Raw genomic sequence first — 15,844 nt, 5'->3', positions numbered from 1 at the left:
TGTCGAGGACCGCCTTGCCGGTGCCGGAGTCCAGGTTCACGATCATCAGGACCTTGACCCCGCTGGAGATCATGCCGTCGGCGATCGTCTGGAACGAACTCTTGTCACCCTGGGCGTTCTGGATGTCGACCGCCACCCCGGCCGCGTCGAACGCCGCTTTCAGGAACTTCGGGTCGTCGGTGCCCCATCGCTGGGAGCTCGCGGTGTCGGGCAGGATGATGCCGACCTTACCGACGGACGACCCGCTGGTGCCGCCGTCGCCGTCGCCGCCGCAGGCGGCCGCTACGCCGGCCAGCAGACCCGCCGCCGCGAGGGCGAAGATTCCCCTACGCATTCCTGGTGTCCTTTCTTCCCCACGCGCGCAGTCGGGATCGCCGCTCCACCAAAAAGTTTGTTGTGTCGGGCAACGTATTCCCGTGACGCGGTGCGGCACAACCGGTCAGCCGCCGGTATTCCACAAAGCGACGCTAGGTCACGTTACGCTCCGAATCCGGTGCTTTTCCGGTTTCGCCCCGCCCTCAGCCCCGGATGCGGGCCGTAGTGGCGCCGGTCAGCCGGACGAGGTCCTGCGGCGCCAGCGACACCTGCAGACCGCGGCGACCGGCCGAGACGTACATCCGCGGCAGCGCCACCGCCGAGTCGTCGATCACCGTGGGTAGACGTTTGCGTTGCCCCAGGGGGCTGATGCCGCCACGCACGTAACCACTGCTGCGCTCGGCGGCCGCCCGGTCGGCGAGCGTCGCCCGCTTCCCCCCGGCCGCGCCGGCCAGGGCCTTGAGATCCAGCTCGCCGGTCACCGGCACGACCGCCACCGTCAGCGCGCCGTCGACCTCGGCGATCAACGTCTTGAACAGGGACTCCGGCGGCACCCCGAGCGCCTCGGCGACCAACGCCCCGTAGTTCGGCGCCTCCGGAGACACGTCATACGGGTGCAGGTCGTGCGGCACGTTCTCCGCGGACAGCAATACGGTCGCCGGCGTCCCGGCCGCCTTCTTGGCCATGACCAGCGAGGCTATCGACACACCAGCACGGTCGGTGCACCCGCCACCCGGGTCAACACCAGCGACGCCGGGCCGTCGCCGCGCAGCCGCAGGTCACGGCGCAACTGCTCCGGCTCCAGCGCGGAACCGCGCTTGCGGATCTCGACCCGGCCCACGCCGCGCTCGCGCAGCAGGGTGCGCAGCCGCTTCAGCGAGAACGGCAACACGTCGGTGATCTCCAGCCGGCGGGCGAACGCGGTGTCGACCGGATCGTCGGTGTAGACGTACGCGATCTGTGGGTCGGCGAGCCGGCCCCCGATCCCCTCCGCGAACTCGGCGACCAGATGCGAGCGGACGACGGCCGGATCCGGGTCGTAGACGAACCGTCCGACCGCTCCGACCGGCGCGGCCGCCACCCCCGAGCCGTGCAGCGTGCCGCCCGAGGGCAGCAGCACCGCCCGTCGCGGCACCTCCGCGAGCGGCCCGCACCAGAACGCTGCCTCCACCAGATCGCCGCCGACGCTCACCCACTCACCCTCGGCCCCCGGCGGCAGCAGGGCATGGTCGATGCCCGGCGCCAGCTTCAGCACCGTACGCGGCACCCGGCCGGGCAGCCCGGCGATGAAGTCCCACGGCGGCGACCACGCCTGGGGATCCATGACCCGGCCGCGACCCGCCCGGCGTCGGGCCGGATCGGCGAAGACCGCGTCGAATTTCTCCACGTCGACGGAGGTCGCGTCGGCGCATTCCACGGTCACCAACTCCGCCAGCCCGGCCGCTGCCGCGTTCGCGACGGCGACGGCGGCGGTCAGCGGGTCGGCGTCCACCGCGTACACCCGGATGCCCTGACGGGCCGCCGCCAGCGCGTCGGAGCCCAGCCCGCACCCCAGGTCGGCGAGGGTGGTGACGCCTGCCGCGCGCAGCCGCGCGGCGCGGCGATCCGCCACCACCGCGCGCGTCGCCTGCTCGAAGCCGGCCCGGGTGAAGAACATCGCCGCCGCCTCCGCGCCGAACTTTGTTTCCGCACGTCGTCGCAGGTCGGTCTGGGTGAGAGCGGCGGCCGCGAGCGGCGCCGCGACGCCGCGGGCACGCAGGGCCGAGGCCGCGGCGAGCGGATCAGCGCCGGCCACCTCGGCCGCCGCGGCAAGAGCCTCAGACCCTTCCGGGGTACGGAGGCGGGCAAGCAGTTCCAGGTCCACGCCGAGTCATTCTGCCGTGTTGGCACTCTCCTTGACGGAGTGCTAGTTCCGGCATAATCTCCGATTAGCACTCTCAACCTGAGGGTGCCAGCGCGCGCCCCGTCCGGGGGAGTGCGCTTGCGCCAGGCGGACCGGCACCCGCGACGACGGCCCCGCCCGGTGGCATGAGGCATGAGATCGGCCGACACCGGCCGGCGAAACCTGTACCCAGGAGGGTATGCCCGTGACTACCGCGACCAAGGTTGCGATCAAGCCGCTCGAGGACCGCATCGTGGTCCAGGCGAACGAGGCTGAGACCACGACGGCGTCGGGCCTCGTGATCCCCGACACCGCCAAGGAGAAGCCGCAGGAGGGCACCGTCCTCGCCGTCGGCCCCGGCCGCATCGACGACAAGGGCAACCGCGTCCCGATCGACGTCAAGGTCGGCGAGACCGTCCTCTACTCGAAGTACGGCGGCACCGAGGTCAAGTACGCCGGCGAGGAGTACCTGGTGCTCTCCGCCCGTGACGTCCTCGCGGTCATCGAGAAGTGACCTACTGACAGTGCTTCCCGCCCTGACCCGAGTCCTCGGGTCAGGGCGGTGGTGCGTGAAGGGACCATAAATGGCGAAGATCCTCAGCTTCTCTGACGACGCCCGGCACCTGTTGGAGCACGGCGTCAACACGCTCGCCGACACGGTCAAGGTCACCCTCGGCCCGCGCGGCCGCAACGTCGTCCTCGACAAGAAGTTCGGCGCGCCCACGATCACCAACGACGGTGTCACCATCGCCAAGGAGATCGAGCTCACCGACCCGTACCAGAACCTTGGCGCGCAGCTCGTCAAGGAGGTGGCGACCAAGACCAACGACGTCGCCGGCGACGGCACCACCACGGCCACCGTGCTCGCCCAGGCGCTGGTCCGCGAGGGCCTGCGCAACGTGACGGCCGGTGCCAACCCCATCGCCCTCAAGCGCGGCATGGACCAGGCGGCCGAGGCCGTCTCCAAGGCGCTGCTGGCCAAGGCGGTCGAGGTCTCCGACCACAAGTCGGTCGCCAACGTCGCCACTATCTCGGCCCAGGACGCCACCATCGGCGAGCTGATCGCCGAGGCGATGGACCGGGTCGGCCGCGACGGTGTCATCACCGTCGAGGAGGGCTCCGCGCTCAGCACCGAGCTCGTCGTGACCGAAGGCCTGCAGTTCGACAAGGGCTTCATCTCGCCGAACTTCGTGACCGACGCCGAGGCGCAGGAGGCCGTGCTCGAGGACGCTTACATCCTCATCACGACCCAGAAGATCTCCAGCGTCGAGGAGCTGCTGCCCCTGCTGGAGAAGGTCCTCCAGGGCGGCAAGCCGCTGCTCATCATCGCCGAGGACGTCGAGGGCCAGGCGCTGTCCACCCTCGTGGTCAACGCCCTGCGCAAGACCTTCAAGGTCGCCGCCGTGAAGGCGCCCGGCTTCGGAGACCGCCGCAAGGCGATGCTGCAGGACATGGCGATCGCGACCGGCGGCGAGCTCATCGCCCCCGAGCTCGGTTACAAGCTCGACCAGGTCACCGTCGACATGCTGGGCACCGCCCGGCGCGTCGTGGTCGACAAGGAGAACACGACCATCGTCGACGGCGGTGGCAAGAAGTCCGAGATCGAGGACCGCGTCGCGCAGATCCGCAAGGAGATCGAGGCGTCGGACTCGGACTGGGACCGCGAGAAGCTCTCGGAGCGGCTCGCCAAGCTCTCCGGCGGCATCGCGGTGATCCAGGCCGGTGCCGCGACCGAGGTCGAGATGAAGGAGCGCAAGCACCGCATCGAGGACGCCATCGCGGCGACCAAGGCCGCGGTCGAGGAGGGCACCGTGCCCGGCGGCGGCGCCGCCCTCGCGCATATCGTCTCCGCCCTCGACGGCGACCTCGGCCTCACCGGCGAGGAGGCGGTCGGCGTCTCGATCGTCCGCAAGGCGCTCGTCGAGCCGCTGCGCTGGATCGCGCAGAACGCCGGTCACGACGGCTACGTCGTGGTGGGCAAGGTCGCCGAGCTGAAGTGGGGCCACGGCCTCAACGCGGCCACCGACGAATACGTCGACCTCGCCGCCTCCGGCATCATCGACCCGGTCAAGGTGACCCGCAACGCGGTCTCCAACGCCGTGTCGATCGCCGGCCTGCTGCTCACCACCGAGAGCCTCGTGGTGGAGAAGCCGGCCGCGTCGGAGCCGGCGGCAGGCGGCGGCCACGGGCACAGCCACGGTGGCCACGGCCACCAGCACGGCCCGGGCTTCTGACCGACCGTCCGACCGGACAACGGGCTAGGGCGCGTCGCTTCCGCGGCGCGCCCTTTCTCGTGTGTGATGCAAACTCCACCGGGGGAAGGGTGCGCGGATGATCGTCGTCGTGGAGGGACCCACGGCGGCCGGGAAAACCTCCTGGTGCCGCCGGTACGCGGGAAGGTACGTCGCCGAATACCAGATGACGGGCCGTGAGCCGACGGACGCGACGGCGCTCGCGCGGCACTGGGTGCGCGCGGGCATACAACGCTGGTCCTCGGCCCTCGACCTGGAGCGCGAGGACGGCGTCGCATTCTGCGACACCGACCCGGTGAAGCTGCACTACGCGTGGGGGATGGCCGCGCTCGGCCTCGCGCCCCGAGCCCAATTCGACCGGGAGCTGGCGGTCACCCGGGAGGCGTTCCGCGGCGGCCGGCTCGGCTTCGCCGACGCCACCCTCGTCAACCTGCCCGACCCGGCCACCCTGCAACGCCGCCGCGACGAGGACCAGACCCGCCGGCGGCGCAATTTCGCGGCGCACGTCCAGCTGAGGGAGCCACTGCAGCACTGGTACGCGGCGCTGGAGAGTTTGTCGCCGGGACGGGTGGTGTGGGAGCTGCCGGTCGCGGGCCTGCCGGCTCTGCCGGAACCGCGCGCCGACCGGTGCGGGGTGGATCTCCTCGACGCGCTGGTCGAGGCGCTGCCGCCGCTGCGCCTGGCCGTCACGATCTCCTAGCGCGTCCGCGACGTTCGCAACCAGGGCGTGCTCATGCCGACCGCCGTTCGTCAGGGTTCCGCCTGCGCCGCCCGGCCGTCATGACTTCGTAAGGAGCGATCGGGCCCGGGCGGGGCAGGATGAAACCCGTGAAGCTCTCGCCACCTCCGGCGGCCAATCCCGGGCCGACCGACCTCCGGGGAGCCGTTCCTCGGGATGCCGTTCTCCGAGCGGCTCTCGCCGGGATAGCCGCCGCTGCGGTGGCGCTCGGGGTCGCCGAGGTCATCGCCGTGTTCACCGGCCCCCTGTCGTCCCCGCTGCTCGCGGTCGGCGCCGTGGTGGTCGACACCGTCCCCGGGCCGGTGAAGGACTTCGGCATCGCGGTCTTCGGCACCTACGACAAGATCGCCCTCCTCGCCGGCACCCTCATCCTCCTCGCCACCTACGCTGCCGCCGTTGGCATCGCCGCCCTCCGCTCCTGGCGCCTCGCCCTCGTCGGCGTCGCCCTCTTCACGGCGATCGGCGCCGCGGCCGCCCTGACCCGGCACGACGCCGCTCTCACCGCCGCGACCCCATCCCTCGTCGCCGGAGCGGTCGCCGCCCTCACCCTTCGCCGCCTCATCGCCCTCGCCACCGAGCCATCCACCCCGACGACCGTGCCGACGCCTCTAGCTTCGCCGGGGCCGCAGCACCTGACGGGGACGCCACCCGCGTCGTTGGCGTCGCCGCCCACGCCTTTGGCATCGCCACCCCCGACACACGGCCGCCGGCGCTTTCTCATCGGCGTCGGATTTGCCGCCGCCGCCACCGTGGTCACCGGCGTCGGCGGCCGTCTGCTGACCTCCCGGCGTGCGGTCACCGCGGCCCGCGCCGCCGTCGTCCTGCCCCCACCGGTCCAGCCCCCACCCACGGTCCCCGCGGGAGCCCAGGCGGAGGGCGCGACGGCATGGGTGACCTCGAACGCGGACTTCTACCGCATCGACACCTCGCTGTACCCGCCCCAATTGGATCCGTCGACGTGGCAATTGCGCATCCACGGCATGGTCCGCAACCCCATGACCCTCACCTGGGAACAGCTGCTGAGCCGCCCCATGATCGCGCGGCACATCACCCTCGCCTGCGTCTCCAACGAGGTGGGCGGCGACCTCATCGGCAACGCGCTCTGGCTCGGCGTCCGAGTAAAAGAGTTGCTCGACGAGGCCCAACCCCTGCCCGACGCCGACCAGGTGGTGTCCCGCTCCTCCGACGGCTGGACCTGCGGCACCCCCACGGCGGTCCTGCGAGACGGCCGCGACGCACTCCTCGCCGTCGGCATGAACGGCCAGCCCCTCCCGGTCGACCACGGCTTCCCGGCCCGCATGGTTGTCCCCGGCCTCTACGGCTACGTCTCCGCATGCAAGTGGATCACCGAGATCGAGCTGACCCGCTTCGCGGACTTCGACGCCTACTGGGTGCCCAGGGGCTGGTCGGCCCAGGGCCCGATCAAAACCCAGTCCCGCATCGACACGCCCCGCGACCGGGCCACCCGAAAGGCAGGGCCGTTGGCAGTGGCGGGAGTCGCCTGGGCCCAGCACCGAGGCATCACCAAGGTGGAAATCCAGGTCGACTCCGGCCCCTGGACCGAGGCAACCCTCGCCGCGTCCGCCTCAACCGACACCTGGGTGCAATGGTCCTACCGGTGGGAAGCCACCCAAGGCGACCACACCATCCGGGTGCGCGCCACCGACGCGGACGGCCAAACCCAACCAAGCCAAGAAACCCCGGTAGCCCCAAACGGCGCCACCGGCTGGCACTCCGTGCAGGTCACCATCGACTAACCAACCGCGCCCCAGCGGCCGTGGCCCCTCTGCTCCCGCCCCGGCCCCTGGTCCCTCTGTCTTCGGCCCCTCTGTCTTCGGCCCCTCTGTCTTCGGCCCCTCTGTCTTCGGCCCCTCTGTCTTCGGCCCCTCTGCCTTCGGCCCCTCTGCCTTCGGCCCTCTCCCTTCGGCCCTCTCCCTTCGGCTCCCGGCCCTCTGTCCCGGGCCGCGTAGCCCTTTGCCTCGGCCGCCGGGCACGCAAGCCCCTGGCTCCTCCCCGCGCAGTCTTCGGCCCCCTGGCCCCGCCGCCGTGCTGCACTCCGTCCCGCAGCCGCTCAGCCCAGGCCCGTGGCTCGCGGTCCCACGGCCTCACTTCGCAGCCGTTTAGCCCGGGCTCCTGGCTTGCGGTCGTGCGGTCTTGCGGCTTGCGGCCCCGGCCCGAGCCCACGGCCTCCGGCTCTGGCCTCGGCCCACGGCCTCCGGATCCGGCCCTGTAACCCACGACACCGCCACCAAGACGATCAGCGGCACGTCGATGGCATCCCCGCACGTGGCCGGCCCACGGCCTTCGGCCTGCGGCCTTCGGCCCACGACCACGGCCTGCGGCCTTCGGCCCACGACCACGGCCTGCGGCCTTCGGCCCACGACCACGGCCTGCGGCCTTCGGCCCGCAGCCCGGACGTTGTGGCTCGCGCGCTGTGGCCCGAGGCCGGGGCTCGCGCTCTGCGTGAGTTTCCACGCCCATGCCGCGACGCCTGCGCCTGACCGGTCCGGGCTACATGCGGGCATGGCTCTTCGCTCCGGCCAGCCCGGTGGCGTGGTTTGCGTTCGCGGTGGTCCGACTCCGTGCTCCCGGGCCCGACTCCGCGCTCCCCGTGGCAAAGTCCGCGCTCCCGGTGGCGCGGTCCGCGCTCCCCGTGGCATGGTCCGCGCTCCCGGCGCGGTCCGCGCGTCCAGCGGCCACCGTCGATCGGCGGGAGCGCCTTCTCCCGCCTCCGTTGCCGAGGCCGCCGGGTCTGGCGATGGCTCCGGCGGCCTTCCCGGAGGCTGGGGCCGGCGCTTCGGGCGGACCGCTGTCGATCGGCTGGGAGCGCTGGAGCTGCGGGGTCGGGATCCGGCAGGGGAAGTCCTCTGACCGGGTGTCACGCGAAAGCCGCACTTTTCGTCCGACGTCAAGGGCAAGTTCGCTCATACGGTGGCTTGCATGTTCACCGATGCGACTGACATGCCGTTACCGACGCCGACGCGGCTCCCCGAGGGGAACCGCGTCGTCAGGTGTGTGGTTGTGCCGCGCGTGGGGCGGCGTCAAGCCGCCGGGGCCTGCCGTTGTGCGGGCACCGTGGATTTGTGGGGTCGGCCGAGGCGTGCCTCGAGCCGGACAAGGTCGACCCGTCCGTGATGCCGATCGGCAAGGTCCTCCCAGCCGACCGCGAGCAGCCGCAGCCGCTCCGCTTCGCTGAAACCTCCCCAGACGCCGTATGGCTCACGGACAGCCAGCGCGTGCGCGGCGCACTCGGCCCGGACCGGGCACGCGCCGCACATTGCTTTGGCCTTCGCCTCCCGGCGGTTGCGGGAAGACCCGCGTTCGCCGTCGGGGTGGAAGAACTGAGCGCTGTCGCGCCCCCTGCACAGGCCGAGTCGCTGCCAGTCCCAAAGGTCGGCGATGGGTCCGGGCAGTCTGCGAACGTTCGACATCAACACCCTCCTCCCGCGCGGCACCGCGGAGTGTTGTCATGAGGGGCCTGGCTCAGGCCTGCCGCCCGTGTACCCCGGCACACGCCGGATCACACACGACTCATCGATGTCTTCGCCGGTCGTATCTCACCGGTGCCGAAAACCGTGCCGATCTTTCCCATTTTTTCCATCTAAAGCGCGTAATGCTGCGGCCCTCGCGTGATCTCCTCTGAGAGAGAAGGAGGATCACTGTGCGTACCGTCCTCGTGTGCGTCCGTACCCCACTGGCGGCCCAGACTGTCGCGTCCACCGCGGCCCGGCTCGGCATGACCGGGGTGGTGCGGACAGCGGTGAGCGAGACCGAAGCCATGATCCGTCTGGCTGAAAGGCCGGCCGAGGTCGTTCTGGCCGACACCGCCGTGACTCGTCCCGACAGCGTCGGTTTCACCCGGCGTGTCCTCGCCCGCGCCCCACATGCGCAGGTGGTCCTCTTCGGTGCGGAAGACCCCCGGGTCGCCGCCGCCACGGTCGCCGCCGGTGCCCGCGGTGTCATCCGTGGCGTCGAGCATGACCTTGTCAGCGTCGTCGCCAAGGCCCTTCTACTCCTGCTGTTGCCGGCGCGCCCCCAGGGCCTGCCGATCAACGGCGCGAACGCCCAGCCGGCGGCCGTGGGCGGGGCGGGGCGCAACAACAACTCGGCCGCCGCTCGCGGTCTGCATCGGGACGGCATGGCGATGGCCGGCACTCCGAACGCCGCGGGTATTCCGGCGATGCTGCCGAACTCCCCGATGGTGCCTTCCCAGCGTGGGGACGGCTCGGAGATCGATCCGGCCACCGGGCGCCCGTTCATCTGGCCGGGCAACGACGCCCGGGCGGGGGAGGCGGCGCCGGCCGGGCGTCGGTTGACCCTTACCGAGCGGGAGCTCCAGGTCCTGCGCGGTATGGCCGACGGCAAGAGCAACGCGGAGATCGGCCGGGAGCTGTTCGTCTCCGAGGACACCGTGAAGACCCATGCTCGGCGGCTCTTCCGCAAGCTCGGCGCCCGGGACCGGGCTCACGCCGTGGCCGCGGGCTTCCGCGCGGGCCTCGTGGCTTGACCCACTACCACCAAGATCCGAGGCACCGGCCGAGCGCATGACGCCCGGCCGGTGCCGGCCGGGCGCACCCGGCCGGACCAGCCCTCAGAGCCAAACGCAGGCGACGACCGCAGCGGCAACCGCGGGCCGGAAGCGCGAGAAACGAACGCGGGCCGAAAGCGCGGGCGACGCATGGGCCGCGACCGGAGTTCCGGTCGCCGCCGGGGTGACGAACGCACCGGCAAGCGCGGGCCGAAAGCGCGGAAACGAACGCGGGCCGGAAGCGGAGGCGACGAAAGCTGCAGCCGGTGGGAGATCACGCACCCCGCCGATGTCACTCACCCAGCCGGTGCCGCGCCTCGCCAAAGAGTGGGCAACCCGACGGAGATCGGTCAGCGCGGATCGTCAGGACGGTTCGTCTTCCGATCCGTCCGTCAACGTGTCGTGTACGCCATCTGCGTAACCACGGGCATATTCCCACGTGACGTAGTGATCCGGATCCGGGTCGTAGGCGGGCTCATGGACCCTCGGCCGCCCGCTCGACAGCAAATGGCGCAGGTTTCCCCGGAGTAGATCCCAGTCGAAGTAGTGCGGCTCGTGGCAGTCCTCGCACTCGATCACCAGCCCACGGATGCCCGTCGGACTCAGCAGCGCCTGGTAGATCTCCAGGTCAGACAGGTCCTCGAGCACGTCCTGCCGCTCCGCCTCGGTCAGCGGGTCCTGCTCGGCGTCCTCGGTGAGGTCGTCGAGTCCCGCGGCCGGGTCGGCGGGGTCGCCGCTGAACGGGTCGATCGGCTCTTCTTGCACGGTGTATACCGTACCCATGAAGAGGCACTGTGTGCTGGCCCGCACGTGCTGTCCGCCCCGTCGGGGGCGCCCCGCTCGATGAGTACGATGTAACACTCCGCCTCTTCGCTAGGGATGATCTGTGGAAACTGACTCCGCGCGCACGGTTCCTCTCGGTCTGACGTTCGACGACGTTTTGCTCCAGCCGGGCGAATCGGACGTGGTGCCGAGCCGGGTCAATACGATCACGCGGCTGACCCGCAACGTCGAGCTGTCGATTCCGCTGCTGTCCGCGGCGATGGACACCGTCACCGAGGCGCGGATGGCGATCGCGATGGCGCGTGAGGGCGGCATCGGCGTCCTGCACCGCAACCTCTCCGCCGAGGACCAGGCCGCTCAGGTCGACCTGGTGAAGCGGTCCGAGTCCGGGATGATCACCCACCCGATCACCTGTAGCCCCAACGACACGCTGCGCGAGGTCGACGCGCTCTGCGGTAAGTACCGCATTTCCGGTGTGCCGGTGACCGACGCCGACGGCACGCTCGTCGGGATCGTCACCAACCGCGACATGCGATTCGTCACCGACGACAGCGCGAAGGTGCGCGACGTCATGACGAAGTCGCCGTTGGTCACCGCGCCGGTCGGCGTGACGAAGGATGACGCGCTGGCGCTGCTGCAGCGGCACAAGGTGGAGAAGCTGCCGCTGGTGGACGACAGCGGCCGGTTGTGCGGGCTCATCACGGTCAAGGACTTCGTGAAGAGCGAGCAGTTCCCGAACGCGACGAAGGACGCGCAGGGTCGGCTTCGGGTCGCCGCGGCGGTCGGCGTCGGCGACGAGTCCTACAAGCGGGCGCGCGGCCTGATCGACGCGGGCGTGGACGTGATCATCGTCGACACGTCGCACGGCCACCAGCGGCAGGTGCTCGACATGATCGCCCGCCTCAAGAAGGACACCGTCACCGACATCGTGGGCGGCAACGTCGCCACGTACGCGGGCGCCAAGGCGATGGTCGAGGCCGGCGCCGACGCGGTGAAGGTCGGTGTCGGGCCCGGCGCGATCTGCACCACCCGGATCGTCGCCGGTGTCGGCGTTCCCCAGATCACCGCCGTGATGGAGGCCGCCCGGGCGTGCAAGCCGGCCGGGGTGCCGGTCATCGCGGACGGCGGCGTGCAGTATTCCGGCGACATCGCCAAGGCGATCGTGGCGGGCGCCGAGACGGTGATGCTCGGCGGTCTGCTCGCCGGCTCCGAGGAGAGCCCCGGCGACCTCATCTTCGTCAACGGCAAGCAGTTCAAGTCGTACCGTGGCATGGGTTCGCTCGGCGCGATGCAGTCGCGTGGGCAGGCGAAGTCGTATTCGAAGGACCGCTACTTCCAGCACGACGTGCCGGAGGAGAAGCTGGTTCCCGAGGGCGTCGAGGGCCAGGTGCCCTACCGCGGTCCCCTGTCGCGGGTGATGGCGCAACTCGTCGGTGGACTGCGCCTGTCCATGGGCTACGCCGGTGCGGAGACGATCGCCGACTTGCAGCAGCGCGGCCAGCTCATCAGGATTACCGCGGCGGGTCTCAAGGAGAGCCACCCGCACGACATCCAGATGACCGTCGAGGCTCCCAACTACCACTCCCGTTAGGACGTAACCGACATGCGCGACGTGGTGGAAATCGGTCTCGGCAAGACCGCCCAGCGCGGCTATCACCTGGACGACATCGCGATCGTTCCGAGCCGCCGCACCCGGGACGTGGACGACGTGTCCACCGACTGGAAGGTCGACGCCTACCCGTTCAAGATTCCCTGCGTCGCGCATCCCTCGGACGCCACCATGAGCCCGGCCTCGGCCGTCGCCCTGGGCCGCCTCGGCGGCCTGGGCGTGCTCAACGCCGAGGGTCTCTGGACCCGCTACGAGGATCCCTCCAAGATCCTCGAGGAGTTGGCCTCGCTCGACGAGGAGGCCGACGCCACCAAGCGGCTTCAGGAGGTCTACTCCGAGCCGATCCGCCCGGAGCTGATCGCCGAGCGGGTCCGGGCGATCCGCGACGGCGGTGTCACGGTCGCCGTGCGGGTGTCGCCGCAGCACACCCTCGCGCTCGCCCCGGTGATCCTCGACGCCGGCGTCGACCTGCTGGTCATCCAGGGCACGCTGGTCAGCGCGGAGCACGTGTCCACGACGGACGAGCCGCTGAACCTCAAGGAGTTCATCGCCGACCTCGACCTGCCGGTGATCGTGGGCGGTTGCACGGACTACAAGACCGCACTGCATCTGATGCGTACGGGCGCAGCCGGCGTCATCGTCGGCGTCGGCGCCGACGAGTGGTCCACGACGGACACCGTGCTCGGCATCCGGGTGCCGATGGCGACGGCGATCGCGGACGCGGCGGCGGCCCGACGCGACTACCTCGACGAGACGGGCGGCCGTTACGTCCACCTGATCGCCGACGGCGGCATCCAGACCTCCGGCGACATCGCCAAGGCGATCGGCTGCGGCGCCGACGCGGTGATGCTCGGCGAGCCGCTCTCGCTGGCCGAGGGCGCCCCGGCGGGCGGCGCCTGGTGGCACTCGGCGGCCAGCCACCCGAAGCTGCCCCGCGGCGGTTTCTGCATCGCCGGCGAGCCGGACGGCACGCTGGAGGAGCTTCTCTACGGCCCCGCCGACCGCCCCGACGGTCAGCTCAACCTCTTCGGCGGCCTGCGCCGGGCGATGGCCAAGTGCGGATACCGCGACGTCAAGGAATTCCAGAAGGTCAGCCTCGTCCTCGACCGGTGAGGTGGCGTCCCCCACGTAATGTCATGTGGACGTGACATGGGGGAGCAGAGCATGCGGGTAGGAGTCGCGGCGATCACCGTCGCCGCGGTGGCGTTGACGTTGGCCGGATGCACCGGAAAGACCACGGGGGAGACACCGCCGCGGGCGGGGACGAGTCCGGGCTTCACGCCCGGCGCGCCCGGGGCGGGTGATCCGTATTTCCCGACCTACGGCAACGGCGGCTACGACGTCGCCGGATACGACCTGAAGCTGAAGTACGACCCGGCGTCCGGGCGGCTGCAGGGCACCGCGACCGTCTCCGCCACGGCGACACAGGACCTGTCCAGCCTCAACTTCGACCTGGCCCACCTGACCACGAGCCGGGTCACCGTCGACGGGCAGGCCGCGACCGCCAAGGCCGACAAGAACGAGCTGGTCGTGACGCCGGCCGCGGGCATCGCCAAGGGCCGCGCGTTCACCGTCGTGGTCGAGTACGGGGGCGTGCCGAAGGCGCTGGTCAACCCCGCGCTGGGCGAGGGCGGCTGGATGCGGACCAAGGACGGCGGTTTCGCCGTCGGCCAGCCCGAGTCGGCGAGCACCTGGTTCCCGGTCAACGATCACCCGAGGGACAAGGCGACGCTCAAGCTCGCCATGACCGTTCCCGACGGCGTCGAGGCGATCAGCAACGGGGTGCCCGGGCCGCGCGAGACCGCCGACGGCTGGACCACCTGGACGTGGACCGAGGCGAAGCCGATGGCCAGCTACCTCGCCACGGTGGTCATCGGGCAGTACCGCGTGCAGAGCACCACCCATGCCGGTAAGCCGATGGTGGTCGCGGTCCCGGAGTCGCTGCCCAAGGACGGCCCGGCCGCCAAGTCCCTGGCGCTGACCGGCGAGGTCGCCGACTTCCTGGCCACGAAGTTCGGGCCGTACCCCTTCGACTCGTACGGTGGTGTGGTCATCGACGATCCCCGGGTCGGGTTCGCGCTGGAGACGCAATCTCGCCCGGTCTACGGCGACGTCTTCTTCCGTTCCCGTCCCGACGCCACGGTCGTCGCCCACGAACTCGCCCACCAGTGGTACGGCGACAGCGTCGCCATCACCCGCTGGCAGGACATCTGGCTGAACGAGGGCTTCGCCACGTACGCGGAATGGCTCTGGCAGGAGCACCAGGGCGAGCGGACCGTCGAGCAGTCGTTCGAGCGGGTTTACCGCGGTTTCAACTGGGAGGTGCCGACCGGCGACCCGGGCGCCAACCGGATCTTCGGCGATGCCGTCTACCAGCGCGGTTCGATGCTCGTGCACGCGCTGCGCCGCACGATCGGCGATGGACCGTTCTTCGCGCTGCTCCAGTCGTGGCCGACCGAGCACCGCGACGGCAACGTGACCACGGAACAGTTCATCGCGGCCGCGGAGAAGGCGTCCGGCAAGGACCTCGACGCGTTCTTCCAGGGCTGGCTCTTGGGCAAGACCCAACAGCCGAAGCCCTAATTGTTCACGAGTTCCGGGTGCCTGCTCAGGTAGGCGCCCGGTTCGCCCACCGCGACGGCCCTGAGGAAACCCCGGCCGGTGGCGTCGAGCTCCTCGCCGATGTAGGCGCCGTCGAAATACACCGACCGGCCGGGTAGTCCGACGAGCGTCAGGCTCGACGGCGTCAGGTGGCGGAGCGCGTACGCGTACTCGATCGCGGTCCGCTTGCCGGAGAAGACCAGCGTGTCGCCCAGCGCGGCGATCACTGAATCGAACTTGACCCGGTCGGTCGCGAGACCGTCGTCGGCGGCTCGGGTCAGCAGCGCCTCGACGAGTTGTCGCTGGTGGCGCTGCCGGGTGTAGTCGCCGCCGGCGGTGTATCGCTGGCGGGCGTAGTCGATCGCCTGCCAGCCGACCAGCCGGCGAGTGCCGGGCAGATAGGTGGCCTGCGGGCCGACGTAGCCACCGCCGCCTGGGAGCGGGGCGCGGGCGCTTCCGTCCGGGCGCCGATGCTGGGAGACGACCCGTTGGTCGATCGTCAGGGTCACGCCGCCGAGCGCGTCGGTCAGCCTGCTCAGTCCGCCGAAGGTCAGGACCGCGCCCGCGTCGGCGTCGATGCCGGCGTACGCGGAGATCGTCTGGGTCAGCAGGTCGTAGCCCTGGGCGACGTCCGCGGTGGGCTTTCCCGGGGCCTTCGCGCCGTAGGTCATCGCTTCGGTGATCTTGTGGTTGCCGCCGGGGAAGCCGTTGCGCGCGAACGCGGGGACGTCGACCCGCAGGTCCCGGGGGAGCGAGTAGAGGTAGCCGCCGCGGAGGTCCTCGTCGATGTGCAGCAGCATGATGGCGTCGGCGTGGGGCGGCCAGTCCGGGATGCTGACCCGGGTGTCGACGCCGATCAGCAGCAGGTCGAGCGGGCCGGTGATGTCGGCGCCGGGCGGCGGGGTGGGTCCGGCCGTGGACGGGGCCGGCGCCGGCGCGTTCCGCGCGGTCGCCGGCTCGGGGCCGTCCGTGCCGCCGCGCAGCGCCCAGGCGATCGCGGCGCCGACGATCACCACCATTACCACGGCGGCCACGATGACTCGAGCGAACTTTGTCGTCCGCATGTTGGAACAGTAGGGGAGAACAACAGCCTGCTCAATGGTCCGAGTTCTCGCTGGGTGGAACAGCCTATGAC

At 70.8% G+C, this 15,844-nt stretch carries 13 protein-coding genes and 1 pseudogene; 8 read left to right on the top strand and 6 right to left on the bottom strand.

The features are described 5' to 3' along the window. From AB0M36_RS36795 to AB0M36_RS36785, 3 genes and pseudogenes are all read right to left on the bottom strand, one after another. Positions 1-334 (bottom strand): annotated as a pseudogene (locus AB0M36_RS36795) (sugar ABC transporter substrate-binding protein); the annotation flags it as partial. Positions 335-518: 184 nt separating this feature from the next. Continuing rightward, positions 519-1,001, bottom strand: coding sequence for a Cys-tRNA(Pro) deacylase (gene ybaK, locus AB0M36_RS36790; RefSeq protein WP_364167221.1), 483 nt, complete (start codon positions 999-1,001; stop codon positions 519-521). Positions 1,002-1,012: 11 nt separating this feature from the next. Beyond that, the gene (locus AB0M36_RS36785) at positions 1,013-2,179 is read right to left on the bottom strand and encodes a class I SAM-dependent methyltransferase (protein WP_364167212.1); all 1,167 of its coding nucleotides are present in this window, start codon (positions 2,177-2,179) and stop codon (positions 1,013-1,015) included. Between the two features lie 217 nt (positions 2,180-2,396). On the opposite strand from AB0M36_RS36785, the gene groES reads away from it, so the two are divergent. From groES to AB0M36_RS36765, 4 genes are all read left to right on the top strand, one after another. Continuing rightward, positions 2,397-2,711 carry a co-chaperone GroES gene (gene groES, locus AB0M36_RS36780; protein WP_084558066.1) on the top strand — a complete coding sequence of 105 codons (315 nt, stop codon included), beginning with the start codon at positions 2,397-2,399 and terminating at the stop codon, positions 2,709-2,711. Between the two features lie 70 nt (positions 2,712-2,781). Then, the gene (gene groL / locus AB0M36_RS36775) at positions 2,782-4,431 is read left to right on the top strand and encodes a chaperonin GroEL (protein WP_364167210.1); all 1,650 of its coding nucleotides are present in this window, start codon (positions 2,782-2,784) and stop codon (positions 4,429-4,431) included. Between the two features lie 97 nt (positions 4,432-4,528). Then, positions 4,529-5,149: a hypothetical protein gene (locus AB0M36_RS36770; protein WP_364167208.1), complete on the top strand. Its 621-nt coding sequence runs from the start codon at positions 4,529-4,531 to the stop codon at positions 5,147-5,149. 224 nt (positions 5,150-5,373) lie between these two features. Next, on the top strand, positions 5,374-6,945 hold the full coding sequence (locus tag AB0M36_RS36765) for a molybdopterin-dependent oxidoreductase (protein WP_364167220.1): 1,572 nt from the start codon (positions 5,374-5,376) through the stop codon (positions 6,943-6,945). A 1,284-nt stretch (positions 6,946-8,229) separates the two neighbouring features. On the opposite strand, the gene AB0M36_RS36760 is transcribed toward AB0M36_RS36765, so the two are convergent. Then, entirely contained in the window at positions 8,230-8,619 is a 390-nt protein-coding gene (locus tag AB0M36_RS36760) for a WhiB family transcriptional regulator (RefSeq protein ID WP_071806573.1), read from the bottom strand. Between the two features lie 230 nt (positions 8,620-8,849). Here AB0M36_RS36760 and AB0M36_RS36755 point away from each other — a divergent pair, with 230 nt between their 5' ends. Continuing rightward, positions 8,850-9,695, top strand: coding sequence for a helix-turn-helix transcriptional regulator (locus AB0M36_RS36755; protein WP_364167206.1), 846 nt, complete (start codon positions 8,850-8,852; stop codon positions 9,693-9,695). 384 nt (positions 9,696-10,079) lie between these two features. Here AB0M36_RS36755 and AB0M36_RS36750 read toward each other — a convergent pair whose 3' ends face one another. After that, the gene (locus AB0M36_RS36750) at positions 10,080-10,481 is read right to left on the bottom strand and encodes a DUF5319 domain-containing protein (RefSeq protein WP_364167218.1); all 402 of its coding nucleotides are present in this window, start codon (positions 10,479-10,481) and stop codon (positions 10,080-10,082) included. 121 nt (positions 10,482-10,602) lie between these two features. On the opposite strand from AB0M36_RS36750, the gene guaB reads away from it, so the two are divergent. From guaB to AB0M36_RS36735, 3 genes are read left to right on the top strand one after another with little or no spacing between them, the layout of a single operon-like run. After that, positions 10,603-12,090: an IMP dehydrogenase gene (gene guaB, locus AB0M36_RS36745; protein WP_364167204.1), complete on the top strand. Its 1,488-nt coding sequence runs from the start codon at positions 10,603-10,605 to the stop codon at positions 12,088-12,090. 12 nt (positions 12,091-12,102) lie between these two features. Further along, a complete protein-coding gene (locus AB0M36_RS36740) occupies positions 12,103-13,221 on the top strand; it encodes a GuaB3 family IMP dehydrogenase-related protein (protein WP_364167202.1) in 1,119 nt (372 codons plus the stop codon). Positions 13,222-13,257: 36 nt separating this feature from the next. Beyond that, the gene (locus AB0M36_RS36735) at positions 13,258-14,691 is read left to right on the top strand and encodes a M1 family metallopeptidase (RefSeq protein ID WP_364167200.1); all 1,434 of its coding nucleotides are present in this window, start codon (positions 13,258-13,260) and stop codon (positions 14,689-14,691) included. On the opposite strand, the gene AB0M36_RS36730 is transcribed toward AB0M36_RS36735, so the two are convergent. Further along, positions 14,688-15,773: an LCP family protein gene (locus tag AB0M36_RS36730; RefSeq protein ID WP_364167198.1), complete on the bottom strand. Its 1,086-nt coding sequence runs from the start codon at positions 15,771-15,773 to the stop codon at positions 14,688-14,690. The two genes, AB0M36_RS36735 and AB0M36_RS36730, sit on opposite strands and share 4 nt — an antisense overlap. Positions 15,774-15,844 lie beyond the last annotated feature (71 nt).

Origin of the sequence: Actinoplanes sp. NPDC051346 (assembly GCF_040682215.1) — a bacterium.
GTDB lineage: Bacteria > Actinomycetota > Actinomycetes > Mycobacteriales > Micromonosporaceae > Actinoplanes.
This window is presented reverse-complemented; position numbering and strand designations above follow the sequence as displayed.